Origin of the sequence: Thiemannella venezuelensis (genome assembly GCF_014203605.1) — a bacterium.
GTDB classification, from domain to species: domain Bacteria; phylum Actinomycetota; class Actinomycetes; order Streptosporangiales; family Streptosporangiaceae; genus Planomonospora_A; species Planomonospora_A venezuelensis.
The window spans coordinates 255,669-278,983 of sequence record NZ_JACHJJ010000006.1; the positions used below are offsets into that span (position 1 = coordinate 255,669).

Annotated in this window: 17 protein-coding genes and 1 pseudogene; 5 read left to right on the forward strand and 13 right to left on the reverse strand. The window is 74.7% G+C overall.

Features of this window, described 5'->3' with window-relative positions:
* Nucleotides 1-14: 14 nt before the first annotated feature.
* The 8 genes from FHS22_RS12240 to FHS22_RS12270 form a co-directional block, all read right to left on the reverse strand.
* A complete protein-coding gene (locus tag FHS22_RS12240) occupies nucleotides 15-6,995 on the reverse strand; it encodes an amino acid adenylation domain-containing protein (protein WP_184941155.1) in 6,981 nt (2,326 codons plus the stop codon).
* On the reverse strand, nucleotides 6,992-7,210 hold the full coding sequence (locus FHS22_RS37290) for a phosphopantetheine-binding protein (protein WP_338047722.1): 219 nt from the start codon (nucleotides 7,208-7,210) through the stop codon (nucleotides 6,992-6,994). Before FHS22_RS37290 ends, FHS22_RS12240 begins: the two co-directional genes overlap by 4 nt.
* A complete protein-coding gene (locus FHS22_RS12245) occupies nucleotides 7,203-7,862 on the reverse strand; it encodes an isochorismatase family protein (RefSeq protein WP_221473535.1) in 660 nt (219 codons plus the stop codon). Before FHS22_RS12245 ends, FHS22_RS37290 begins: the two co-directional genes overlap by 8 nt.
* 5 nt (nucleotides 7,863-7,867) lie before the next feature.
* Nucleotides 7,868-9,409 carry a (2,3-dihydroxybenzoyl)adenylate synthase gene (locus tag FHS22_RS12250; RefSeq protein WP_184941157.1) on the reverse strand — a complete coding sequence of 514 codons (1,542 nt, stop codon included), beginning with the start codon at nucleotides 9,407-9,409 and terminating at the stop codon, nucleotides 7,868-7,870.
* Complete coding sequence (locus FHS22_RS12255; RefSeq protein WP_184941159.1) at nucleotides 9,396-10,544, reverse strand: isochorismate synthase; 1,149 nt, start codon at nucleotides 10,542-10,544, stop codon at nucleotides 9,396-9,398. Before FHS22_RS12255 ends, FHS22_RS12250 begins: the two co-directional genes overlap by 14 nt.
* A 15-nt stretch (nucleotides 10,545-10,559) precedes the next feature.
* Nucleotides 10,560-11,330, reverse strand: a complete 771-nt coding sequence (locus FHS22_RS12260) for a 2,3-dihydro-2,3-dihydroxybenzoate dehydrogenase (protein ID WP_221473571.1) — start codon at nucleotides 11,328-11,330, stop codon at nucleotides 10,560-10,562.
* Between the two features lie 533 nt (nucleotides 11,331-11,863).
* A complete protein-coding gene (locus FHS22_RS12265) occupies nucleotides 11,864-12,673 on the reverse strand; it encodes a class I SAM-dependent methyltransferase (protein ID WP_184941162.1) in 810 nt (269 codons plus the stop codon).
* A gap of 22 nt (nucleotides 12,674-12,695) precedes the next feature.
* On the reverse strand, nucleotides 12,696-13,274 hold the full coding sequence (locus tag FHS22_RS12270; RefSeq protein WP_184941164.1) for a sugar O-acetyltransferase: 579 nt from the start codon (nucleotides 13,272-13,274) through the stop codon (nucleotides 12,696-12,698).
* 297 nt (nucleotides 13,275-13,571) lie between these two features.
* Between FHS22_RS12270 and FHS22_RS12275 the strand changes: the two genes are divergently transcribed.
* Nucleotides 13,572-14,144, forward strand: a complete 573-nt coding sequence (locus FHS22_RS12275) for a hypothetical protein (protein ID WP_184941165.1) — start codon at nucleotides 13,572-13,574, stop codon at nucleotides 14,142-14,144.
* A 353-nt stretch (nucleotides 14,145-14,497) separates the two neighbouring features.
* A complete protein-coding gene (locus FHS22_RS12280; protein ID WP_184941167.1) occupies nucleotides 14,498-15,325 on the forward strand; it encodes a helix-turn-helix domain-containing protein in 828 nt (275 codons plus the stop codon).
* Nucleotides 15,326-15,377: 52 nt separating this feature from the next.
* On the opposite strand, the gene FHS22_RS12285 is transcribed toward FHS22_RS12280, so the two are convergent.
* The gene (locus FHS22_RS12285; RefSeq protein ID WP_184941168.1) at nucleotides 15,378-16,187 is read right to left on the reverse strand and encodes an SAM-dependent methyltransferase; all 810 of its coding nucleotides are present in this window, start codon (nucleotides 16,185-16,187) and stop codon (nucleotides 15,378-15,380) included.
* 124 nt (nucleotides 16,188-16,311) lie between these two features.
* Between FHS22_RS12285 and FHS22_RS12290 the strand changes: the two genes are divergently transcribed.
* The gene (locus FHS22_RS12290) at nucleotides 16,312-16,860 is read left to right on the forward strand and encodes a MarR family winged helix-turn-helix transcriptional regulator (protein ID WP_184941170.1); all 549 of its coding nucleotides are present in this window, start codon (nucleotides 16,312-16,314) and stop codon (nucleotides 16,858-16,860) included.
* A 31-nt stretch (nucleotides 16,861-16,891) separates the two neighbouring features.
* The gene (locus FHS22_RS12295; RefSeq protein ID WP_338047723.1) at nucleotides 16,892-17,593 is read left to right on the forward strand and encodes a VOC family protein; all 702 of its coding nucleotides are present in this window, start codon (nucleotides 16,892-16,894) and stop codon (nucleotides 17,591-17,593) included.
* A 10-nt stretch (nucleotides 17,594-17,603) separates the two neighbouring features.
* On the opposite strand, the gene FHS22_RS12300 is transcribed toward FHS22_RS12295, so the two are convergent.
* From FHS22_RS12300 to FHS22_RS12310, 3 genes are all read right to left on the reverse strand, one after another.
* Entirely contained in the window at nucleotides 17,604-19,295 is a 1,692-nt protein-coding gene (locus tag FHS22_RS12300; protein ID WP_260407873.1) for a heparinase II/III-family protein, read from the reverse strand.
* A gap of 143 nt (nucleotides 19,296-19,438) precedes the next feature.
* The gene (locus tag FHS22_RS12305; protein ID WP_184941172.1) at nucleotides 19,439-20,584 is read right to left on the reverse strand and encodes a CU044_5270 family protein; all 1,146 of its coding nucleotides are present in this window, start codon (nucleotides 20,582-20,584) and stop codon (nucleotides 19,439-19,441) included.
* Nucleotides 20,577-21,242, reverse strand: a complete 666-nt coding sequence (locus FHS22_RS12310; RefSeq protein ID WP_338047724.1) for an RNA polymerase sigma factor — start codon at nucleotides 21,240-21,242, stop codon at nucleotides 20,577-20,579. Before FHS22_RS12310 ends, FHS22_RS12305 begins: the two co-directional genes overlap by 8 nt.
* 235 nt (nucleotides 21,243-21,477) lie before the next feature.
* Between FHS22_RS12310 and FHS22_RS39770 the strand changes: the two are divergent.
* Nucleotides 21,478-22,450: pseudogene (locus FHS22_RS39770) on the forward strand (DUF2804 domain-containing protein).
* Between the two features lie 67 nt (nucleotides 22,451-22,517).
* On the opposite strand, the gene FHS22_RS12320 reads toward FHS22_RS39770, so the two are convergent.
* Nucleotides 22,518-23,255 carry an SDR family NAD(P)-dependent oxidoreductase gene (locus FHS22_RS12320; protein WP_184941174.1) on the reverse strand — a complete coding sequence of 246 codons (738 nt, stop codon included), beginning with the start codon at nucleotides 23,253-23,255 and terminating at the stop codon, nucleotides 22,518-22,520.
* Between the last annotated feature and the right edge of the window lie 60 nt (nucleotides 23,256-23,315).

Genomic DNA, 23,315 nt, shown 5'->3' on the forward strand with positions numbered 1-23,315 from the left:
CTCCCCGGCGGGAGTCAGGGGTTCGGCCGCTTGAGCCGGGCCGCGACGATCGCGCCGATCTCGGCGATCGGTCCCGGCTGGGTCATGTCCTTGTGGCTGCACGCCACGTCGTGGTTCTCGATCGCGCCGGTGACGTGCGGCCGCCAGGTCTCGGCGGTCAGCGCGTCGTCGATCGTGTCGACGGTGGCGCGGAAGAACAGCACGTCGCCGTCGAAGACCCGGGTGTCGAGCCCGCGCACCAGGTGGTTGGTGTTCAGGTACAGGTCCTTGAGCGACCTGAGCGTCTCCACCGGAAGGCCGGAGAGCGGGCTGCCCTCCCGGCGCAGGATCTCGATCACGCCTTCCATCGTGGGCGCGGCGTCCGGCGCGAAGCCGCCCATGGTGAGCAGCGCCTCCAGCGCCTCGGCCTCGTCGGAGACCGGCAGGTCCCGCAGCCCCTCGGCCGGGTAGGCGTCCAGCACCGCCAGCAGCGCGACCTCCTGCCCGGCGAGCCGGAGCTGCACCGCCATCTCCTGCGCGATGACGCCGCCGGTGGACCAGCCCAGCAGGTGGTACGGCCCGGCGGGCTGCACCTGCCTGAGCTGCGCGACGTAGTCGGCGGCCAGTTCCCGCAGCGAGGTGGGCAGCGGGTCGTGCCGGGCCTGCAGGCCGTAGATCGGGCGGTCCGGGACGTGCCGGATCAGGCCGCTGTAGCACCAGCTCAGCCCGCCCGCCGGGTGCACGCAGAACAGCGGCGGCAGGGAGCCGGCCTCGCGCAGCGGGAGCAGCACGGCCAGCGGGTCGGTCCGGGAACCGCTCTCGGTGAGGGCGGCGAGCGCGGCGGCGGTGGGCGCCTCGAAGAGGGCACCGATGGTCACCTCGGCGCCGAGCACCTCCCTGATCCGCGAGACGAGCCGTACGGCCAGCAGCGAGTGCCCGCCCAGGTCGAAGAAGCCGTCGTCGGCACCGACCCGGGGCAGCCCGAGGACCTCGGCGAAGAGCGCGCACAGCGCCTCCTCGCGCGGGGTGGCCGGCGGCCGCCCCGCCCCGGTGGCCGCCGCCGGTGCGGGCAGCGCCTTGCGGTCCAGCTTGCCGTTGACGGTGAGCGGCAGCGCCGCCACCCCGACGACCGCCGCCGGGACCATGTAGTCCGGCAGCACCCGCCCCGCGAACGCGCGCAGCTCCACCGGGTCCGGCGCGGCCTCCCGGGGGGACGCCGCCGGGACGACGTAGGCGACCAGGCGCTTGTCGCCGGGCCGGTCCTCGCGGACGATCACCGCGGCCTGGCCGACCGAGGGATGGCCCAGCAGCGCCGCCTCGATCTCGCCGGGCTCGATCCGGAAACCGCGGACCTTGACCTGCTGGTCGGCACGGCCGATGTAGTCGAGCGTGCCGTCCGGCTTCCACCGGGCCAGGTCGCCCGAGCGGTACATGCGCGTGCCGGCAGCGCCGTACGGGTCGGCGACGAACCGTTCGGCGGTCAGCCCGGGACGCCCGAGATAGCCGCGGGCCAGGCCGTCGCCGGCCACGTACATCTCGCCCACCACGCCCGGCGGCACCGGCTGCAGCGCGTCGTCCAGCAGGTAGACCCGCAGGTCGGGGATGCCCCGCCCGATGAGGCTGCCCTCCCGGTGGCCGGGGGAGAGCGGCATGTGGGTGACGTGCACCGTCGTCTCGGTGATGCCGTACATGTTGACCAGCAGCGGGGTCTCCGGTCTGCGGGCGTACCACTCGGCCAGCCGGCCCAGCTCCAGCGCCTCGCCGCCGAACACCACGTACCGCAGCGCCAGCTCCCGCCCGTCGTCGGCCGCGACCAGCTGGTAGAAGGCCGACGGCGTCTGGTTGAGCACGGTGACCCGCTCGCGCTCCAGCAGAGCCAGGAAGTCCTCCGGGGACCTGCTCACCTCGTGGGGCACCACGACCAGGCGTCCGCCGTACAGCAGCGCGCCCCACAGTTCCCACACCGAGAAGTCGAACGCGTAGGAGTGGAACAGCGTCCACACGTCGCCGGGGCCGAAACCGAACCAGTGGTCGGTGGCCGTCAGCAGCCGGACCACGTTGTGGTGCGTGACCAGCACGCCCTTGGGACGGCCGGTCGAGCCGGAGGTGTAGATGACGTAGGCGGCGTTGCCCGGCTCCAGCGTGCGCTCGGGGTCGTGGTCGAGCCAGTCGCCGAGATCCTCCAGCCAGCTTTCGTCCACCACGCAGACCGGTCCCGCGTCGGCGATCATGTAGTCGAGCCGGTCCGCCGGGTAGGACGGGTCCAGCGGCAGGTAGGCCGCGCCCGCCTTGACCACCGCGAGCAGCGCGACCACCAGGTCCGCCGAGCGGGGCAGCGAGAGCGCCACGACGCTCTCCGGCCGCGCGCCGTACGCGATGAGCTTGTGCGCGAGCCGGTTGGCCCGCGCGTTCAGCTCCGCGTAGGTCAGGTTCTCCACGGCGACCGCGTACGGCGTGCGCCGCACCTGCGCCTCGAACAGGTCGGGCAGGGTCGGCCCGGCCTCGCTGACCAGGTCCCCGTTCCACTCCTCGATCAGCGTCCGCCGCTCGCCCCCGCCGAGGACGTCCAGCCTGCCGATCGGCCGGGACGGGTCGGCGACGGCCCCGGCGAGCAGGCGGACCAGCCGCTCGGCGACGGTCGCGGCGGTGGCGCGGTCGAACAGGTCCGCGCTGTACTCCAGGAACCCGGTCCCGGTCGCGTCGAGGTTCAGGGTCAGGTCGAACTTGGCGGTGCCGGTGTGCACGACCTCCACGCCCGGGACCGGGGCGTCCTGGTAGACGAGCATCGTCTGGAAGAGCGGGTGCCGGTTGCGGGCCCGGGGCGGGTTGAGCGCCTCCACCAGCCGGTCGAACGGAAGTCCGGCGTGGTCGAACGCGGCCAGGTCGGCCGTGCGCACCCGCTCCAGCAGTTCGGCGAAGGACGGGTCGCCGGAGGTGTCGGCGCGGAGCACGAGCGTGTTGACGAAGAACCCGACGGCGTCGTCCAGCGCGCTGTCGTCCCGGCCCGCGACCGGTGTGCCGATCGGGATGTCGGTGCCCGCGCCGAGCCGGGTGAGCAGCGCGGCGAGCGCCGCGTGCAGGACCATGAAGACGCTGGTGCGGCTCGCGCGGGCCAGCGCCTCGACCGAGGCGACCAGCTCGGGGCCGAGCCTGACCGGGACCGTCCCGCCCGACCCGCCGGAGACCGCGGGGCGGGGCCGGTCGGCCGGGAGCTCCAGCCGGTCGGGCAGGCCCGCCAGGGCAGCGGTCCAGTGGGCGAGGTCGTCGCCGGCCGCCTCGCCGCCGGCCAGGTCGAGCTGCCAGAGCGCGTAGTCGGCGTACTGCACCGGGAGCGGCTCGAACGCGGGCGCCCGCCCGGACCTCCTGGCCTCGTAGGCGGACAGCAGGTCCCGGACCAGCGGCCCGGTGGACCAGCCGTCGCCGGCGATGTGGTGCAGGACCAGCATCAGCACGTGCGCCCGCTCGCCCAGCCGGAGCAGGTGGGCGCGGAGCGGCGGCTCGGTCGCCAGGTCGAAGCCGCGGCGCACGATCGTCCGCATGGCCTCGGCCGGGTCGTCGGGCTGCCAGACCGGCAGGGGGACCGGCTCCGGATCCAGGACGTGCTGCCGGGGCACGCCGTCGTCCTCAGGGAAGACGGTGCGCAGGATCTCGTGCCTGGCCGTGACGTCGCCGAGCGCGGCGCGCAGCGCGTCGCGGTCCATCGGCCCGTCCAGGCGGACCGCGAGCGGGATGTTGTAGGTCGGGTTCGGCCCCTCGATCTTGTAGAGGAACCAGAGCCTGGCCTGGGCGGACGAGAGCGGGACCCGCTCGGGCCGGGTACGGCGCCGCAGCGGCGGCCGGGCGGCGCGCCCGGCGGGCATGCGGGCGACGAGGCCGGCGGGCGTCGGCTCCTCGAAGATCGTCGTGATCGGCACGCGGACGCCGAAGGACTCCCGGATCCGCACGGCCAGCCGGGCGGCCAGCAGCGAGTGCCCGCCCAGGTCGAAGAACCCGTCGTCCGCCCCGACGCCGGCCCGTCCGCCGTCCGCCCCGGTGCCGGGCAGCCCGAGGACCTCGGCGAAGAGGGCGCACATCGTGCGCTCCTCGGGGCTCTGCGGCTCCCGGCCCGGCCGGGCGGCGGCCCGGAGGTCGGGCAGCGCGGCCCGGTCCAGCTTCCCGTTGGGCGTACGGGGCAGCGCGTCCAGCCAGGCGACGGCCGAGGGCACCATCCCGGCGGGCAGGCGCGCGGCGGCGAACTCCCGGAGCTCGCCGGAGTCCGGCACGAGAGGCGGCCCGGCGGGGTCCGCGGCGACGGGTGCGCCGGCGGATGATCCGGGGACGTCCGCCGTGCCGGTCCCGGCGGGCACCGCGTAGGCGACCAGGCGGTCCCCGCGTACGGCCACGGCCGCGGCGGCGACGCCGGGGTGCTGCTCCAGCACGGCCTCGATCTCGCCGGGTTCGATCCGGACGCCGCGCACCTTGACCTGGTCGTCGATCCGGCCGAGCAGTTCGAGCCGCCCGCCGGGAGCCCAGCGGGCCCGGTCGCCGGTCCGGTACAGGCGCGAGCCGCCGGGACCGGCCACGAACCGCTCGGCGGTCAGCTCGGGACGGCCGAGGTAGCCCAGGGCCAGTCCGTCGCCGGACAGGTACAGCTCGCCGGCGACGCCGGGCGGCGCCGGCTGCAGGGCGTGGTCGAGCACGTGGACGCGGGTGCCCGGGGTGGGGCCCTCGGTCCCGTCGCCGAGCCAGGTGTAGGCGTCGACGGCGGACTCGGTGGGGCCGTAGTGGTTGACCGCGAGCGTGCCGTTCTCGCGGAGCCTGCGCCACAGCGACTCCGGTACGGCCTCCCCGCCGACCACCGTGATCCTGGGCGGCGCCGCCAACAGGGCGGGGAGCTCCCTCAGGTGGGAGGGGGTCAGGTCGAGGTAGCCGATCGCGTGCTCGCGGACGTAGCCGGTCAGCGCCTCGGGGTCGCGGTAGGTGTCGTCGTCGAGCAGGTGCAGCTCGTGCCCGCCGACCATCCAGAGCACCGGGTCGAGGGAGGCGTCGAAGGAGAAGGAGGCGGTGTGCGCGACCCTGAGCCGCTCGCCGGGCGGGAACAGGCGCTCACGGTGGCCGGCGAGCAGGGCGGCCAGGCCCCGGTGGGTGGCCACCACGCCCTTGGGGCGTCCGGTCGAGCCGGAGGTGTAGATCACGTACGCGGCGTCGTCCGGCCGGGGGACCGCGGGCCGGGCCGTGTCCCGCGCGGTCCCGGCGTCCTCGCCGGCGAGCCACTCCGGGGTGACCACGATGGAGGGCCGGGCGTCGGCCAGCATGAACTCCCGCCGATCGGCCGGGTAGGACGGGTCGATCGGCAGGAACGCGGCGCCGCTCTTCAGGACGGCGAGCAGCGCCACCACCAGGTCGGCGGAGCGCGGCAGCTCCAGCGCCACGATCCGCCCCGGGCCCGCTCCCTCGCCGGCCAGCCGCCGGGCCGCCCGGTCGGCGCGTTCACCCAGCTCGCGGAAGGTCAGCGACTCGTCCCCGCAGGTCAGGGCCTTCGCGCCGGGCGTGAGCCGTACCTGCTCGTCGAAGGCCTCGACCACGGTCGGCGGGTGCGGCGCGGGGGAGGAGGCGGGCGGGGGAACGGCGGGAAGGGCCGTGGGAAGGGCCGTGGAGGGCAGGGCCGCCCGGTCCTCGCCGGTGAGCACGGAGATCCGGCCGACGGGGGTGTCGGGAGGGGTGAGCGCCAGCGCGGTCAGGAGGCGGGCCAGCCGCCGGGAGTGGACGGCGAGGTCCTCCTCCGTGTACAGGGCGGCGTTGCCGTCGAGCTCCAGGGTGAGCCGGTCGCCGTCGAGCAGGAGGGTGACGGCCAGGTCGTCGACGGGACCGGCGGCGAGGTTGCGGACCTCGGCGGCGGTCCCGGCGAACTTCACCTCGGCGGAGAAGGGCTTGATGTTGAGCAGCGGGCCGAACAGGGCCCGGGAGGACCCGGAGAGGCCGAGGTCGCGGCGGAGGTCCTCGATCCGGTAGCGGGAGTGGCGGCGGGCCTCGGCGACCCGCCGGGCGGCCTGGCCGACGAGCTCGCCGAGCGTGAGGTCCGGGCGGACGCCGAGCCGGAGCGGGAGCACGTTGACCGCCAGGCACGGCACCCGGAGGGCGGCGCCGATCCGGTTCATCAGCGGCAGGCCGACCAGCACGTCGGTGGTCCCGGTGAGGCGGCCGAGGTAGAGGGCGAGCCCGGCCGCGGCCACGTCCGCCCAGGTCGCCCGGGCCTGCTGGGCGAGCGCGTCCCAGTGCCCGGTGGCGGGCAGCGCCTCGCGGTGCCGTACGACCTCCCGCGCGGACATCGCCGGCGCGCCCGCCAGCCCCGCGGGCTCGGGGGCACCGGCCATCCGCTCCAGCCAGTAGGCCCGGTCCCTTCCGTGGCGCTCGGAGGCGCGGTAGGCGGTCTCCTCCTCCAGCACGGGCGCCAGGCCGCCGAACGGGCTCGGGCCGGGCGGCAGGCCGTCCGCGAGCGCGTTGTAGATCTCCGCGACCCGGCTCACCAGCATGGAGAGCGCGTAGGCGTCGATCAGGATGTGGTGCACCCGCAGGTACCAGGCGAACCGGTCGTCGGCCAGGCGGATCAGGGCGTTGCGGACCAGCGACCCGGAGGCCGGGTCGGCCGCCTCCGCGCCGTCCGCCGTCCCGCCGGCCGGGTCGACGGGCGTGCGCAGGTCGGCGCGGATCCACGCCTCGGCGGCGGCCTCGGGGTCGGGCTCGCCGCTCAGGTCGAGGACGGTGAGGAGGTCGCGCAGCGAGTCGCACGCCGGGAGGTACTGGGCGGGTTCCTCGGTGAAGCGCAGCCGGAGCGGTTCGGCCTCGGCCAGGCAGCGGAGCAGGGCGCGCTCGAACAGGGCCGTGTCCACGGGGCCGTGGACGTCGACGCGGTCGGCGGTGTTGTAGACGGGGTTGCCCGGGTCCAGCCGCTGGGCGAACCAGATCCCCGCCTGCGCCCCGGTCAGCGGGAACGTCTCGGGGCCGGGCCCGCCGGGCGGGAGCGTCTCGGGGTTCATCCGAGCAGCTCCGCCCAGGCCGCGATGGTGGGCTTCTCCGCGAGGTCGGGGAAGCCGACCTCGACGCCCTCGCGGCGCCAGCGCTCGATCAGCGTCATCACCCTGATGGAGTCGAGTCCGGCGTCGATGAGGTTCTCCTCGAAGCCCAGCTCCTCGGGGTCCAGGTAGAGCAGCTCGGCGATCTCGGCGCGGAGCCGTACGGCGGTCTCAGACACCGGCGGCCTCCCGGGTGAGCGAGCCGGTGAGCATGCGGCCGACCTGCTGCGTGGTGAGGGTGACCGCGCAGCGTTCGGCGGCGTAGGTCAGCGCCATGCGGTGGTGCTCCAGGGAGAAGTCGGCCACCGCGTCGGCGACCACGAAGGCCTGCACGTCGCGCATGAACGCCTCGCCGGCGGTCATCAGCACGCCGATGTGCGCGTAGATCCCGCAGATGACGAGCTGGTCGCGGCCCTGGGACGCCATCAGCTCGGCCAGGTGGGTGCGCTGGTAGGCGCTGTAGCGCCACTTGGTGAGCAGCACGTCGCCCTCGCGCGGCGCCAGCTCGTCGGTGATCTTCGCCTCCTGCGGATCGGGGCCGATGCCGCCGCCCCAGAAGTCCAGGAGCAGGCCGCGCTCCTGCGGGCTCTGCCCGCCGGGCTGGGCCGAGTAGACGACGGGCACGCCGAGCCCGGAGCAGAGCTCGCGCAGGGCCAGGACGTTGGACATCAGCTCGACCAGCGGCGACCGCCCGGGGGTGAAGGCGCGCAGGAAGTAGTTCTGCATGTCGTGCACGAGCAGTACGGCCCGGCGCGGGTCCGGGCGCCAGCCGACGCGGTTGGCGGGCAGGTCGGCGGGCATGGGATACGGCTGGATCGGAGGGATCGCCATGATCGTCAGGTCCTTTCTCGGAGGTGGCGCTTGCTGACCTTGCCGACCGCGGTCTGCGGGAAGGCGTCGACGAACTCGAACCGGTCGGGGATCTTGAAGGCGGCGATGCCGCGCTCCCGCAGGAAGGCCCGGAGCTCGGCCTTGGCCGGCGCCTCGCCCCGGCAGATCAGGTAGGCGCAGCTGCGCTCGCCGAGGTAGGGGTCGGGCACGGCGACCACGCTGGCGTCGTGGACCGAGGGGTGGGCCAGGAGGTGGTTCTCGACCTCCTCCGCGGCGATCTTGTCGCCGCCCCGGTTGATCTGGTCCTTGGCCCGGCCCTCCACGACCAGGTGGCCGCCGGGGGTGCGGCGGACGATGTCGCCGGTCCGGTAGAAGCCGTCGGCGGTGAAGGCGAGCTTGTTGTGCTCCTCGGCCCGCCAGTAGCCGCGGATGGTGTACGGCCCGCGGGTCAGCAGGTGGCCCTCGTCGGTCTCGCGGTCGTCGTCGTCCACGATGAGGATCTCGTCGTCGGGCGAGATGGGCCGGCCCTGGGTGGAGACGATCACGTCCTCGGGGTCGTCCAGCCGGGTGTAGTTGACCAGTCCCTCGGCCATGCCGAAGACCTGCTGGAGCGTGCAGCCCAGCTCGGGCCGGACCCGCTTGGCCGCCTCCTCGCTGAACTTGGCCCCGCCGACCTGGAGCACCTCCAGGCTCGACAGGTCGTGCGCGGTGCCCGCGGCGGCGTCCAGCCAGACCAGGGCGAGCGGCGGGACCAGCGCGGTGATGGTGACCCGCTCCCGCTCGACCAGCGGGAAGCAGGTGCCGGGGCTGGGGTCGGGCGCCAGCACGCTGGCCGCCCCCGCGCTGAGCGCGCCGAAGACGCCGGGGGAGCTCATCGGGAAGTTGTGCGCGGCGGGCAGCGCGCACAGGTAGACGCTCTCCGGGGTCAGCGCGCAGATCTCCGCGCTGGCCCGGAAGCTGTAGATGTAGTCGTCGTGGGTCCGCGGGATCAGCTTGGGCAGGCCGGTGCTCCCGCCGGAGAGCTGGAGGAAGGCCACGTCGCCGGGGGCGGGGCCGGGCAGCCCGGCCAGCACGGCCGGGTCGCCCTCGGGCAGGTCGCCGAGGACGAGTGCGGGGGTGTCCGGGGCGAGGGCGCGGTGCGCGTCGTCCGGGCAGACGTAGGCGGCGGCCTCGGTGAACGCGCAGAAGTAGGAGATCTCCGCGGAGCGGTGCGCGGGCAGCGCGAACACCGGCAGGGCGCCGAGCCGGAAGAGCGCGAAGCAGACCTGGTAGAACTCGGGCACGTTCGGCAGTTGCACGACGACCCGGTCGCCGTGCCCGATGCCGAGGCCGTGCAGCCCGGCGGCGAGCCGGTCGGCCCGCTCGGCCAGGTCGCCGAAGCTCCACCGGGTCCCGGCCCCCCCGGTGGCGTCGGGCGCCGGCGGGGCGATCAGCGCGGGGCGCGGGCCGTACCGGCCGGCCAGCTCGCGCAGCATGTCCCCGAAGGTCTCCCCCTTCCAGTAGCCGGCGGCGCGGTAGCGGGCGGCGATGTCGTCAGGCCAGTGCATCGGTGTTCACTCCCAGGGCGTGCAGCATGGTGCGGAACTTGGCGGTGGTCTCGGCGAGCTCCCGCTCGGGGTCGGAGCCGGTCACGATCCCGGCCCCGGCGTACAGCCGGAGCACGCGCTCGGCTACCTCGGCGCAGCGGATGGTCACCGCCCACTCGCCGTCCCCGGCCGCGTCGGCCCAGCCGACCATGCCGGTGTAGAAGCCCCGGTCGAACGGCTCCAGCTCCCCGATCACCCGCCGGGCCTCGGCCCGGGGCGTCCCGCACACGGCCGGGGTGGGGTGGAGTGCGGCGGCGAGGGTCAGCACGGAGGTGTCCGGGTCGCGCAGCACGCCGGTGACGTGCGTGGACAGGTGCCACATCGTCCCGGTGGCGGTCAGCTCGGGCGCGGCGGGCACGTCGAGCTCCGCGCAGTACGGCGCCAGCGCGTCGGCCACGGACTCCACGACCAGGCGGTGCTCGTACAGGTCCTTGGCGGAGGAGGTCAGCGCGGTGGCCCGGCGGCGGTCCTCGGCGGGGTCGGTGCTGCGGGCGGCGGAGCCGGCGAGGGGGTTGGAGACCACGCTCCGGCCCCGGCGGGAGACGAGCAGTTCGGGGCTGGCGCCGATGAGCGTGCGGCCGCCGGGCAGCGGGGCGGCGAAGGAGCGGTCGCGGCCGACCAGGGGGCGGATCAGGTCGAGCAGGTCGATGGGGCGGTCGGAGGTGAGCTCCAGGGTCCTGGCCAGGACGACCTTCTCCAGCAGGCCTGCGTCCATGCGCTCCAGGGCGAGCCGCACCGCCTTGGCGTAGTCCTGGGGGGCGGGGACCGGCCGCACCCGCCAGCCGCCGCGCGGGGTCTCCGGGCCCTGGCCGAGGGGGTCGGACCAGGTGGCGGCGGCCGGGACGACCAGGTGGGCGGTGCCGTCGAACCCGACCGCTCCGGCCGCCACGCCGGCGCCCGCCGCCCGGGCGGCTCCGACGGGGCCGGCCGCCGCCCCGAGCGCGGCGGCGACCCGGCCCGCCAGGGTCGCGAGGTCGCCGCCGACGACGTCGCGGACGCCCCGGGTGAGCAGCGTGCCGCCGGAGGAGGAGAAGAGCACCGACTCGCCGGGCGTGTAACCCGCCAGCGGGTCCGCGGCGGTTGCCAGCAAACGCATCGAAATCCAATCTGGTCAGGCGCGGAGGGTCGCGCCGCCGTCTACCAAGAGGTCGTGCATGGTGATGTGCCTGGCCCGGTCCGAGGCGAGGAAGAGCACGGCGTCGGCGATGTCCCGGGGATCGGCCACGCGGCCGAGCGGGATGCCGACCCGGAAGGCGGCGGGGTCGCCGTCGAGCGTGGCGTCGTGCGCCCCGGCGGGGTCCTGGCTCTCCCAGAGCGCGCGGAGCATGGAGGTGTCGGTCGATCCGGGGGAGACCACGTTGCAGCGGATGCCGTACCGGGCCAGCTCCAGGCCGAGGCAGCGGGTGAACATGCCCGCGGCGGCCTTGGAGGCGGCGTAGGCGGCCATGCCGATCCTCGGCACCGAGGCGGCGTTGGAGCCCACGGTGATGATCGCGCCGCGCCGCCGGGGGGTCATCCGGTCGGCGACCGCGCGGCAGGTGTGGAACACGCCGTCGGCGTTGACCGCGAAGGTCTGCCGCCACTCCTCGTCGCCGGTCTCCCCGACCTGTCCGGGCAGCAGCACGCCCGCGACGTTGACGAGGATGTCGATCGGGCCCAGATCCCGCTCCACGGCCGCGACCGTCTCCTCGACCGCGCGGGGATCCCGCACGTCCAGCGGGTACGGCGCCGCGCCCGCGAGCCCCTCCGGCGGTCCGAGCCGCAGATCGGCGGCGGCGACCCGCGCTCCGGCCCCGGTCAGGGCGTCGCGGACCGCCGCCCCGATGCCCTGGCCCGCCCCGGTCACCAGGGCGACCCGTCCCCCGATCCCGTCCACGCACAGACCTTCCGTTCGGTTAGGTATGCCTAAATTAGGTTAGCCTTGCCTAATTTGATGCGTTTACGATGATCTGTCAAGCCGGTCCGGAGCGCGGGGCGGACCGCCGGGTCGCGGCCGGGGACGGTCGCCCGGGTGGGAGGCCTGGGGCGACCTGCCGATGTGACCGGGATCACGTGCGCGCTGGCCGTGTCCGCCGGTCGCGTCTGTCGGTCATATCTTTTCGGTCATAACGCGCGGATATATCCGTATGACTTCCGTCAGGAGATTGCGGATCACCGATATACGCGTGCGTCGACCATGCTCTCTGCGATCACGCCGGGCGATCGGGCCGAATGGGATCCGCCGGAGACGGTCGTCGTTTCGAGGCGTACTTTCGGCGATCCGCTCCCGCGCGGGAACGAATCACATCTCCACGAGCCGGAGGGCTTTATCCGGCATCCCCGGGCGGCCGTACCGGTGCGGGCGTCTCACGCACCGGAAGGCTGCGGGCGAAATGCGGGCGGGCCGGCGGCGGTCGCGGACCCGCCCGCGGAGGGTCAGGCCCGGGTGGCGACGGAGACCTGGTACTCCCAGTCGTGGACCAGCGTCCCGTCGGTGGCGCGGTTGGACCTGTCCGCGATGGCGATCAGGTCGTCGCGGAAGTCGCGCCGTCCCGCGTCGTCGAGGCGTTCGGCGGCCTTGAGCGTCGGGCCGTAGTGGGTGAGGAAGAAGTCCGCGAAGTGCTCGGGCGAGGGGAACCTCTGCGTCACCTTCATGGTGGTGGAGGAGAGGTCGGAGGCGCCGCCGCCCAGCAGCTCGCGCACCGTGGCCTCGTCGCCCCAGCGGGTCGGCGGCCGGGCGGCGGCCGGCGGGGGAGCGTAGCCGCTCGCGGTCCTGAGCATCTCGCCGACGAAGCCCGTCGGCGTCCAGCTCGCCAGGCCCACCCGCCCGCCGGGCCGGCACACCCGGAGCAGCTCGTCCGCGGCCCGCTGGTGGTCGGCGGTGAACATGACGCCGATCGCCGAGAGCACGTAGTCGAACGACGCGTCCGCGAACGGCAGGTTCTCCGCGTCCGCCTCGCGGAACTCGACCGAGAGGTCCTCGGCCGCGGCGCGGAGGCGTGCCCGCTCCAGCAGCGCGGGCACGTAGTCGATGCCGGTGACCCGGCAGAAGCGGCGGGCCGCGGCGAGCGCGACGTGGCCGGTGCCGGTGGCGACGTCCAGAACGGTCGTCCCCGGCCGCAGGCCGACCCCGTCGCACAACACGTCCGCGAGCGGGACGGTGAGCCAGGCGACCCTGCTGTAGTCGCCGCTGGCCCAGGTCTTCTGCTGCCGTGCCTTGAGTTCTTCGAGTTCGGGCGTACTCATGCTGAACACTTCCTTTCGAAGGTCACAGGGGGCGGACCACCCGTGCCGGGGTGCCCACGGCGACGACGCCGGCCGGGATGTCCCGGGTGACGACGGATCCGGCGCCGATGACGCTGTCGGCGCCGATGGTGACCCCCGCCAGCACGATGGCGCCGCCGCCGAGCCAGACGTTGTCGCCGATCACGATGGGTGAGGCGGCCTCCAGCTTGTTGCGCCGCTGCTCCGGGTCGAGCGGGTGGGTGGGGGTGAGCAGCTGCACGTACGGGCCGATCTGCACGTCGTCGCCGATGGTGATGGGGGCGACGTCCAGGGCGGTCAGGCCGTAGTTGGCGAACGTGCCCGACCCGACGGTGATGTGGGAGCCGTAGTCGACGTACAGCGGAGGCCGGATGTGCGCGTCGGGGGCGATCGAGCCGAGCAGCTCCTCCAGGACGGACCGGGCCGCTGCGGGGTCGGTGGGGTGCAGCTCGCCGTAGCGGTGGGCCAGCGCGGCGGCGCGCCCGAGGGCGGCCTCCAGCTCGGGATCGTCGGCGATGTAGAGGTCGCCGGCGATCATGCGCTCGCGGTTGGTGCGCGGATCTCCAGGAAAGAGGTCGGTCATGTGCACGAATGTACGCATGTCGTGTTCGATCTCTGACAGAGAGTGTCGGTCTTCCGGGGGACGCGCTCCCCGCTTCCTCGGCCGGCGAGCGCGCCCGCCGCCTCCGCGCCCGCCGCCTCCGCGCCCGGCCGGACCGGACCGGCCGCGTGCCCGGCCGGCGCCCTCTGCGCACCGGCCGCCTGCTCCCACCCGCGAGGCCGGTGTCCTCATGCGATTCTCAGGTCGCCGATACGCGGGTCTCATCCTGGCGGCCGACCATCTGTGCAGGTCAACAAATCGCACAGATACGGGAGTGTCATGAACCGCACCAAGCGTCTCGTCGTCATCGCCGGGCTCGGCACCGCCCTGACCGGTGGGCTGGTCATCCCGATGGCGGCCTGGGCCGACCCGGCGCCCGCGCCGTCTTCCTCGTCCGCCTCCGCAACCGGCACCGCGACCCCGTCCGGCGGCGAGCGGAACGGCCCGCGCGGCGGACACGGCGGGCTGACGGCCGCCAAGCTCGCCGAGATCCTCGGCCTCGACGAGGACAAGGTCGCCGCGGCCCTGCAGGAGGTCCGCGGGGACGGCTCCGCCCGCCCGTCCGGTGGCGGGAAGGAGGCCGCCGGGCAGGAGCTGGCCGAGGCCCTGGCCGCCGAGCTCGGCGTGACCGCCGACAAGATCACCGCGGCGATGGACACGCTGCGCGAGCAGCGCGCGGCCGAGGCCGAGAGTGCGCTGAGCGAGCGCCTCAAGACCGCCGTCACCGACGGCACCCTCGCCCAGGCCGAGGCCGACGCCGTCCTGAAGGCCCACCGCGCGGGCCTGCTCGGCGGGCACCGGGGCGGCGGCAGGGGCGACGCCGGCGGCACGGGCACGGGCACGGAGTCCTGATCCCGGGGTCCGGCCGGAGCGCGAGGCGCCCCGGCCGGACCGCACCGGGTGAACGGAACCGCTCATGGCGCTCTCCGCGCCCCGCCTTTACCTTCCTTCGATATGTACGGCCGGGGTGAGAAAAGCATTTCTCCACCATGTCAATCACGCGGTAATTACAGATGGATTTCTTTATCGTGGCTGTTCTTCGGGGCGATGTCGTGTTTAGACTGCCCCCGGGAAGGCAAAACTGTAATCGCCTTCTCACTCCAGGTAATGGCGGCCGGTTGACGGCGGCCGCCGGTGCGCCGTGGCCTGGAGCCGGTATCACCGCCCGATGAAAAGTCCGTTTTCTGTATTCTGAAGGGAACGCGATGGGTATCGAGCCCGTCTTCGACCCGGGATCCCCCCGTGTGCGCTTCGGGGCCGAGATGCGCCGCATGCGGGAGGAGGCGCAGCTCTCGCAGGCGGCCGTGGCCGCGCGCCTCGGCTGCACCCAGACCCAGGTGAGCCGCCTGGAGGCCGCCACCCGGACCCCGTCGAAGGCCGACGCCGAGAAGCTCGATCTGCTCTTCGGCTCGGCGGGCACGAAATACTTCACCAGGCTCTACCGGCGGATCCTCTCCGACCCCGGTGGCCCGGTCCGGTCCCGCACCCGGGTCGAGGAGATCGAATCCGCCGCCAGGGTCCTCCGCTCCTGGGATCCGCTCCTGGTCCCCGGTCTCCTGCAGACCGAGTCCTATGTCCGCCACCTTCTCGGCCAGGGCGGCCGGAGCGCTCCGGGGGAGGCGGACGAGCGCGTCCAGGCCCGCCTGCGCCGCCGGCGCGTCCTGGACCGGGACAGGCCCCCGCTGATCCTGGCCCTCATCGATCCGGGGGTGCTGCGCCGCCCGGTCGGCGGACCGGCGGTGATGCGGGAGCAGCTCGGCCACCTGCTGGAAGCCGCCAGGCGCCCCTCCGTCTTCGTCCAGATCGTCGATCCGGCGTGCCTCGCGGGACTGGCGGGCTCCTTCGTGATCGCCGAGTTCCCCGGCGGCCGGCCCGACAGCGTCCACGTGGATTCACCGGTACGGGAACAGGCCACGGACGAGCACGATGTCGTCGATTCCGTCTGGAGCCGCTACGAGGAGATACGGCTCTGGGCCCGTCCTGAGCGCGAATCCCTCGGGATGATCGAAGAGGCGAGACGGGAGTGGGTCTGAGCGCCGCCATCCGGTGGGAGTCCTCGCCGGTTGCGGGTGATCGCCGCCGTTCTCAGGGCACCCGGGCCACCACGCCGAGGATGCCGGGCTTGCCGAGGTCGTACGCGGCGTCCTCCTCGAACTCCGGGCGCCACGACCTGACCGGGACGATCCCGGGGTCGAGCACCTCCAGGCCCTCGGTGTAGGAGGCGAGGTGGGCGGGGCCGCGCGTGGTGACCGAGCCGGTGGCGGTGGAGCGGTAGACGTTCGTCGCCCTGGCGTGGTCCTCGGCGGGCATGTCCCCGGCGTGGACGTGGGAGAGCACCAGGTAGCCGCCCGGGACGAGCTTCTCGCGGACCGCCGCCACGATGGCGGAGGCGTCGGCGTCGTCGGGGACGAAGTGGAGCATGGCCAGCAGGATGACGGCGACGGGCCGGTCGAAGTCGATGTTCGCACGGATCTCGGGGTGGTCGAGCAGGGCCTTGGGTTCGCGCATGTCGGCCTGGACGACGACGGTGTGGGGGTTGTCCTCCAGCAGGGCCCGGCCGTGGGCCATGACGATGGGGTCGTTGTCGACGTAGACGACCTTCGCGTCGGGGATGATGCGGTGGGCGACCTGGTGGACGTTCTCCTGGGTGGGCAGGCCGGAGCCGATGTCGAGGAACTGGCGCACGCCCTGTCCCGCGATCTCGGCCACCGCCCTGCGGAGGAAGGCGCGGTTGGCCCGGGCGTTGGCGCGGGACTCCGGGATGATCGAGATGATCTTCTCGGCGGCCGCGCGGTCGGAGGCGAAGTTGTCCTTGCCGCCCAGGTAGTAGTCGTACATCCGGGCCACGCTCGGGATCGTCGGGTCGATCCCCGCGGGCGCCTGCTCGTCGTCCATGACGCTCTCCCTCGGTCCGCTTGATCACATCACGGCCGATGGTAGATCACCTGACCGGGATTTTTCGGGCTATCTCCCCAAAGATCGTTTCTATTTCTGGAATTACGTACTAATGTAGTCCTACATGGAGAACGACGTACATAATCTGTCCGCAGACCAGGACGGCCTGCTCTTCGACCCCCGGACCAGGGCCGCGATGATCCGGTTCATCGGCGGCGAGGACACCCTCGCCCTGGAGGCCGCGGCCGCCGTCCGCACCGCCTCCCACGCGATCGAACGCATGCGCGCCCACGGCGCCGGCGGCCGCGGGCTGAGCTCGGGGGCGCTGGACATCCTGCTGCGCCTGGGCGCCTCGTCCGATGGGCTCAGTGTCGGCGACCTGGCCCAGTCGGCGGGGGTCAGCTCCCGCAACGTCACCGGACTGGTCGACACCCTCGAACGTGAAGGCCTGGCGCAGCGGACTCCCGCCCCCCACGACCGGCGCTCCGTCCTGGTCGCGATCACCCCCGCCGGCCGGGAGTGGACCGAGAACTTCAGGCGGCCGACCCAGGCCGCCATGGCCGCGGTCTTCCGGGACTTCACCCCCGCCGAACTGGGGCTGCTGCGCCACCTGTGCCTGCGGCTGGCCGGCAACCACGCCGAGCTCGCCCGCCATCTGGAGGGAACCCGATGACGCTTCCCGGCGCCTCTGCGATCATGCCTCCGTGACCGATGACACGGCCGGGAGGCTGAGCAGGCAGGAGATCTCCGCGGCGGTCGGGGATCTGGGGTGGCGGTACGTCCTGGGAGCCGTCCTCACGACGGTGCCGGTGGGCTCCCTGGCGCAGGCGGCCGAGGTCGCCGCGCGCCTGGTGGAGGCGGCGGGGGAGGACGCCGGCGGCGGCCTCCGGATGGACGTGCGCGCGGACCTGCTGGTCCTCACCGTGCAGTCGTTCGCCCTGGCTCGGGTGACCCCGCGCGAGGTGGAGCTCGCCCGGCGGGTCTCCGCGGCCGCGGACGGTCTCGGCCTCCGGCTCGACCCCGGGACCGCCGGGGCGGGGCCGCGGGCGGTCCAGCTCATCGAGATCGCGATCGACGCGCTCGACATCGCCCGGATCCGCCCCTTCTGGAAGGCGGTCATGGGGTACGGCGACGAGCCCGGCGCCTCGGGCCCGGAGGACCCGCTCGTCGATCCCCTCGGACAGGGCCCGGCGATCTGGTTCCAGCAGATGGACGCGCCGCGCCCGCAGCGCAACCGCATCCACCTGGACGTCTCCGTCCCGCACGACGAGGCCGCCGCCCGCATCGAGGCCGCGCTGGCCGCCGGCGGCGTGCTGCTGTCGGACGCGGCCGCCCCGTCGTTCTGGGTGCTCGCCGACGCCGAGGGCAACGAGGCCTGCGTGACGACCTGGCAGGGCAGGGACTGACGCGGACCGCCTACCGGTCGAGGGAGAGCGGGAAGGAGACCGGGCCGCCGCAGGTGCGGACGGTCACCCGGCCGCCGGAGCAGGCGACCTGCGGGTCGCCGGTCCCGGGGACGACCAGGGTGAGCACGGAACCGGCCGCCGGAGAGAGGACCGTCGCCGACCGCGCCGTCCGGAGGTGGCCGGTCGCGATCTCCTGCGGCTCCACCTCCTGGCCGCCGAGCGGCAGGCCCGAGGCCGGGGAGAGCTGCACCAGCGTCACCCGCAGGTCCCCGCCGGCCAGCACGACCCGGCCGCCGCGGACGGAGACCACGGCCAGCGACGGGTCGAAGTGCCAGATGCTGCGCAGCGCCGACCCGGCCGGGACCTCGTCCAGCACGGCCATCAGGTCGGCGCCGTGGCTGACCAGGACCGTCCGCGTGCGGCGGACGCCGTACGCGTCGTCGGCGAGCCGGAAGCACTGCCTGGACGGAGTGACGGACGAGCTCACCAGGCGCGTCGCCGTGCCCTCCCGGAACGCCGCGCCCGCCACGACCGGGACGTTGTGCGCCTCGGGGGAGAGCGTCCACCGCCGGTACGGCGTGCGCTCGTAGGAGTGGAAGCCCGCCTCGACGAGGATGTCGCGGCCCCGGGCGTGGTAGGTGACGCCCAGGTGGTCCTCGTGGCCGTGGAGCGCGCGCCCGGGGCCGAACCTGATCGAGTAGTACGCCGCGCCCGGGTCGTCCCAGGCGGTCCTGCCGAAGACGTAACCGGCGTCGAACACCCTCACCGTGTCCGGCTGGGCCGGGAAGCCCTCCGGGCGCACGCCGGCCGGGCCGTCGCCGATCGGCACCAGGCGGCCGTCCGGCTGGACGGCGTGGGCGACGTAGGACTCCAGCGACCTGCGCCGGGCGGCCAGTTCCGGCGGGACCGCGAGACCGCACCGCTCGATCGTCTCCAGCGCCACCCCCAGCCGCCGGTGGACGTAGACGCCGTACCGCGGCGCCTGCTCGTGCAGCACGCCCTGCGCGTCGACGGCGAGGCGCGCCGAGGCGGTCATCCGCCGGACCGCCAGTTCCTGCCACGCCCGGTGGTCCAGGCGGCGGCCGATCGCCAGCAGTGCGATGTCCTGGTCCAGGCCGTGGTTGTGGCCCTGCCGGTAGAGCGCCGGGTCGGCCAGGACCTCGCCGTGCTCGGCCAGGCTCCGGCGCAGCCAGGCGGTACGCACGTGCGCGCTCAGGCAGACCAGTGCCGGGCCGCGCAGCGCGACCGGGTGCTCGGCCCAGGCCCACGGGCTGACCCCGGTCCCACCCCGGGGGTTGCCGCGCACCCAGTCCTCGGCGATCGCGGCGGCGCGGTCGAGGAACTCCCCGTCCCCCGCGCGCTCGTACTCCACGACCAGGCTGCCCATCCAGCGCAGCGCGTGCAGGTTCAGCGCCCAGGAGCGGCTCCGGTGCGGGTCGAGCCGCCAGTCGATCTTCCCCGTGCCGAGGTCGACGGGCGGCAGGCCGGCGAACGCGACCCGGCCCCGCAGCACCTCGGCGGCCCTCACCGCGGGGAAGCCCCCGGCCACGCAGACGGCCGGGCCGTCGCCCGCCGGGAGATCCGGTGCGGAGGCCCGCCGGGGGATCCGCCGCAGGAGAGCGGCGCGGGCGCGGCCCAGCAGATCCGGTACGGCCGGCCGGTGCACAGCCGGGCCGGGCGCCGTGAAAGTGTATTTGAACAAGCGATTGCTCCAATGAACGGCGCGAGCGGCCCCTGCGCGCTCGCGAACCGCGCACGGGTCGCCGGGACCCGTGCGGGAGGTCTGCCTACAGGGCCCGTGCGGACGGGCCGGGACGGATCCGGGGGATCACCCGGTGACGCGGGTCACGGGAGCCCCGGGGCGGACGGTTCGTCGTCGGTCCAGCCCGCCTCCAGGACCAGCTCCACCTGGTCGCCCCCGGATCCCGGCGGGCCCGTGACGGTGGAGGAGAGCACCTGCGAGTCACCGGGGTCGATGATCAGCGTTCGCCGGACCGGCTCCGGGGAGGTCCGCAGCGTGAAGGAGAACGCGGCGCCCCTGCGGCCGCGCTCGTCCGCGGCCTCGCCCAGGTAGCGGACGTTCGGCATCTCCGCCAGCGCCCGGTAGGCGGCCGCCCGTACGGCGGGCGGCGAAGGCTTGCTCCACAGCAGGCCGCTGAGCGCGTCGGCGACGACGCCGTCGAGCGGGCCGCCCGCGCCGCTCTCCGTTCCCGCGCCGCTCTCCGTTCCCGCGCCTCCGCCGTCCCCCGCGGCGGCCGCGAGCTCCTCCCGGACCGCCCGGCTCACCCAGTCCTTCAGCGCGGCGGCGCCGACCGGCAGCGCCTGGATCTCCTCGAAGGTCATCGCGCGCCCGGCCATGCTGAACGGCACCCTGCCGGTGGCGGCCCTGAGCCGTCCCTGCTCCGGCGCGGTGGAGAGCACGTATCCCCGGCTCGACCACTCGGCGGGCGAGCCGTCGCGCCGCCAGGCGTCCTCGTCGGCCTTGCCCGCCGGATGCGCCCCCAGCTCCCGGGAGCCGGACCAGACCCGGCCGTCCCGGGCGACCCAGAGTTCGGTGATCCGGGACTCCGCCACCCGGTAGCGGTTCCCGCCCCGGCCGAGCGGCTCCGGATGCGGCCGCCGGTGCAGCTTCCTGACCCGCCAGTACGCGCCGGTCGCCGCGGGCTCGGCGGCGGCCGTGGTCGCCGCCGCCAGCAGGACCGACCGCCCGGAGACCGCCGCGGCCCGGCTCGGTGCTCCCGGCGCCCCGGCCGTCGCCTGCGGGACCGCGACCGCCACCGCCGTGACCGCGGCGGCGACCCCCGCCACGGCCAGCGCCCACGGCAGCCGCGGACGCCGCGGACGCCGCCCCGGCGCCCCCGCCCGCCTGCGGGCCCCGGTCTCCAGCCGCTCGCGGACGCCGGCCTCCACCCGGCCGCGGACCCTGGCTCCGAGGAACGGGTCGGCCTGCGGCTCGCCGTACAGCTCGCGGAGCGTCTCCAGCTCATCCACGGCCGGCCTCCTCGGGGTCGAGCATCGGGTCGCCGCCGCCGAGCGCGGCGCGCAGCTTCCTCCTGGCCCTGCTCAGCCGGGAACCGACGGTCCCGTACGGGATGCCCAGGGCGGTGGCGACCTCCTCGTGGCTCAGCCCGGCCAGGGCGACCAGCAGCAGGACGTCGCGGTCGCGCCGGTCGAGTTTCGCCACCGCCGCCGCCAGGTCCGGGCGCAGGCTCTGCGCGCTGACCCGTACGGCGACGCGCTCGTCGTGGCCGGGGGCGTCGGCGTCCGGGCCGTGGCGGCCGAGCGCGCGCAGCGTGCGCACCTCCTGGCGGCGGTGCCTGCCGACGAGGTTGGTGGCGATGCCGTACAGCCACGCCCGGACGCTCGCCCGGGACGGGTCGTAGGCGTCCCGCTTGCGGAAGGCGGTGAGGAACGTCTCGGAGACGACGTCCTCGGCGTGGTCGGTGCCGATCCGCTGGGCGACGTAGCGGTGGATCTCCGCGAAGCAGGCGTCGAAGACCGCGCCGAACGCCTCGGGGCCGTCGAGGGAGAGCGGGCCGGCGGCCTCCGCCGCGGACGGGACCGGGCCCGCCCAGGTCCGCCCCGCGGGCGCGGCCGGTCCGCAACCGGCTCCCACCGCGGGCCGGGCGGCCCGGGACGGCGCGGTCACGACGGTCTCCCCGGCATCTGCACCCTTTCGAAAGCGAATCGGCGGTCGTCTTCTATCACCCGATCCGCCGGTTCGCTTTCACGGTCGCGGATGTGATCTGCGTCACCCCGCCGGACCGGCCCCGGGGCACGACGAAGCCGGCGCGGGCCGGAGGGCCGGGTGAGCAGGGGCGGAGGCCGGCCGCGCCGGGCCGGCGGGCGTGGTCCGAGGAGGCCGAGGCCGTTACGATCCGGCCATGCCGACTCACGAGCGGGAGATCACCGTCCCGACCGACCTGTGCCTGCCGGACGGGCGGCTCAACCCGGAGGCGGTCGGGTGGACCCGGCGCCCGCTGCACCGCGCGAACCTGCGCGGCTGGGGCCGGGCCAAGCGCTGGGAGTACTGGGGGATCGTCACCCCGGGCCACATCGTCGGGATCGTGGCGTCCTCGCTCGACTACGCCGGCCTGCACGGCGTCTACGTGCTGGACCGCGCCACCGGCGCGGAGATCTCCAAGGACGTCGTGGTGCCGCTGGCGCGCGGCGCCGTACTGCCCGAGCGCAGCGGCGAGGGCACGGCCTCCGTCCGCGGCGGCGGGGTGACGGTCGAGATCGGGCAGGCCCCCGGCGGCAGCTCGCTGCGCGCGGTCGCGCCCGGCGTCGAGCTCGACCTGGAGATCCCGCTGCCCGAGGGGCACGAGTCGCTCGGCGTGGGGGCCGGACCGGTTCCAGTACACGGTCAAGGACGTCGGGCGGCCGGTGCGCGGGCGGCTGAGACTGGCCTCCGGCGAGCACATCGTGAGCGAGGAGGACTCCTTCGCGGTGCTCGACCACGGCCGGGGGAAGTGGCCGTACTCCGTCACCTGGAACTGGGCCGCGGGCAGCGGCCCGGGCCGGGCGATCCAGCTCGGCGGGAAGTGGACCGACGGCACCGGCGTGACGGAGAACGCGCTGTTCGTGGACGGGCGGCTGCACAAGATCGGTGACGAGCTGGAGTGGGCCTACGACCGGGCGGACTGGCTGCGCCCGTGGCGGATCACCGGCCCGCGGGTCGAGGCGGAGTTCCACCCGTTCCACGAGAAGGCGGCGCGCACCGAACTCGGCGTGGTGGGCAACGAGACGCACCAGTGCTTCGGCCACTTCTCCGGGCGGGCGCAGGCCGACGACGGCGCGTGGATCGGCCTCGACGGCCTGACCGGCTGGGCCGAGGAGGCCCGCAACCGCTGGTGACGCGCTCGCCGGCCCGAAGGGCGGGGGCCGCGGCGCCGCCGCGCGGACCCCGCCCGCGGGCCTGCGGTCAGCTGGCCATCCGGCCGCCGTCGACGACGATGGTGGCGCCGTGCACGAAGGCCGCCCCCGGTCCGGCGAGATAGACGGCGGCGCCCGCGATCTCCTCCGGCGTGCCCGGCCGGCCGGCCGGGAACCCGCTGGTGAACTCGTCGAGTCCGGCGCCCATGGGCGCGGTGCCGGGGGTGCGGGTCGGGCCGGGCGCGATCGCGTTGACGTTGACGCCGGCGGGCCCGAACTCCGCCGCCCACGACCTGGTCAGCAGTTCGAGCGCGGCCTTGGAGGCGCCGTACAGCGCCATGCCGGCCGTGCCGACGTGGGCCGCGATCGAGCTGATGTTGATGATCCGGCCGCGGCCCTGCGCCGCCATGAGCGGGGCGAGGGCGGCGGTCAGGAAGAAGGGGGCCCGCACGTTGATGTTCATGACGGCCTCGAACGTCGCCTCGCCGGTCTGCGCGGTGCCGCTCACCGGGTAGATGCCGGCGTTGTTGACGAGCACGTCGACCGGGCCGTGCGCCTTCGCCGCCTCGACGAGCGCGGCGACCCCGTCGGGCGCGCCGAGGTCCGCGACGACCGGTGAGGCGGTGCCGCCGGACGCGACGATGCCGGCGACGACCTCGGCGGCCCGTGCCGTGTCGCGCCCGGCGACGAGCACGTGGGCGCCTTCACGGGCGAACGCCTCGGCGATGGCGCGGCCGATGCCGGAGGTCGCGCCGGTGACGAGGGCGCGGGAGTCGGTGAGTTGCATGAGGGCCTCGTTCTGGACGATTAGTGGACTACTTGGTCCACTTTAAACATAACTGGACTG

Bases quoted from the DNA above. Each gene is read 5' to 3' on its own strand.
- FHS22_RS12250 (WP_184941157.1), bottom strand. From the start codon at position 9,409: ATGCACTGGCCTGACGACATCGCCGCCCGCTACCGCGCCGCCGGCTAC.
- FHS22_RS12265 (WP_184941162.1), bottom strand. From the start codon at position 12,673: ATGAGTACGCCCGAACTCGAAGAACTCAAGGCACGGCAGCAGAAGACC.
- FHS22_RS12240 (WP_184941155.1), bottom strand. From the start codon at position 6,995: ATGAACCCCGAGACGCTCCCGCCCGGCGGGCCCGGCCCCGAGACGTTC.
- FHS22_RS12285 (WP_184941168.1), bottom strand. From the start codon at position 16,187: ATGGACGACGAGCAGGCGCCCGCGGGGATCGACCCGACGATCCCGAGC.
- FHS22_RS12270 (WP_184941164.1), bottom strand. From the start codon at position 13,274: ATGACCGACCTCTTTCCTGGAGATCCGCGCACCAACCGCGAGCGCATG.
- FHS22_RS12245 (WP_221473535.1), bottom strand. From the start codon at position 7,862: ATGGCGATCCCTCCGATCCAGCCGTATCCCATGCCCGCCGACCTGCCC.
- FHS22_RS12255 (WP_184941159.1), bottom strand. From the start codon at position 10,544: ATGCGTTTGCTGGCAACCGCCGCGGACCCGCTGGCGGGTTACACGCCC.
- FHS22_RS12275 (WP_184941165.1), top strand. From the start codon at position 13,572: ATGAACCGCACCAAGCGTCTCGTCGTCATCGCCGGGCTCGGCACCGCC.
- FHS22_RS12320 (WP_184941174.1), bottom strand. From the start codon at position 23,255: ATGCAACTCACCGACTCCCGCGCCCTCGTCACCGGCGCGACCTCCGGC.
- FHS22_RS12280 (WP_184941167.1), top strand. From the start codon at position 14,498: ATGGGTATCGAGCCCGTCTTCGACCCGGGATCCCCCCGTGTGCGCTTC.
- FHS22_RS12290 (WP_184941170.1), top strand. From the start codon at position 16,312: ATGGAGAACGACGTACATAATCTGTCCGCAGACCAGGACGGCCTGCTC.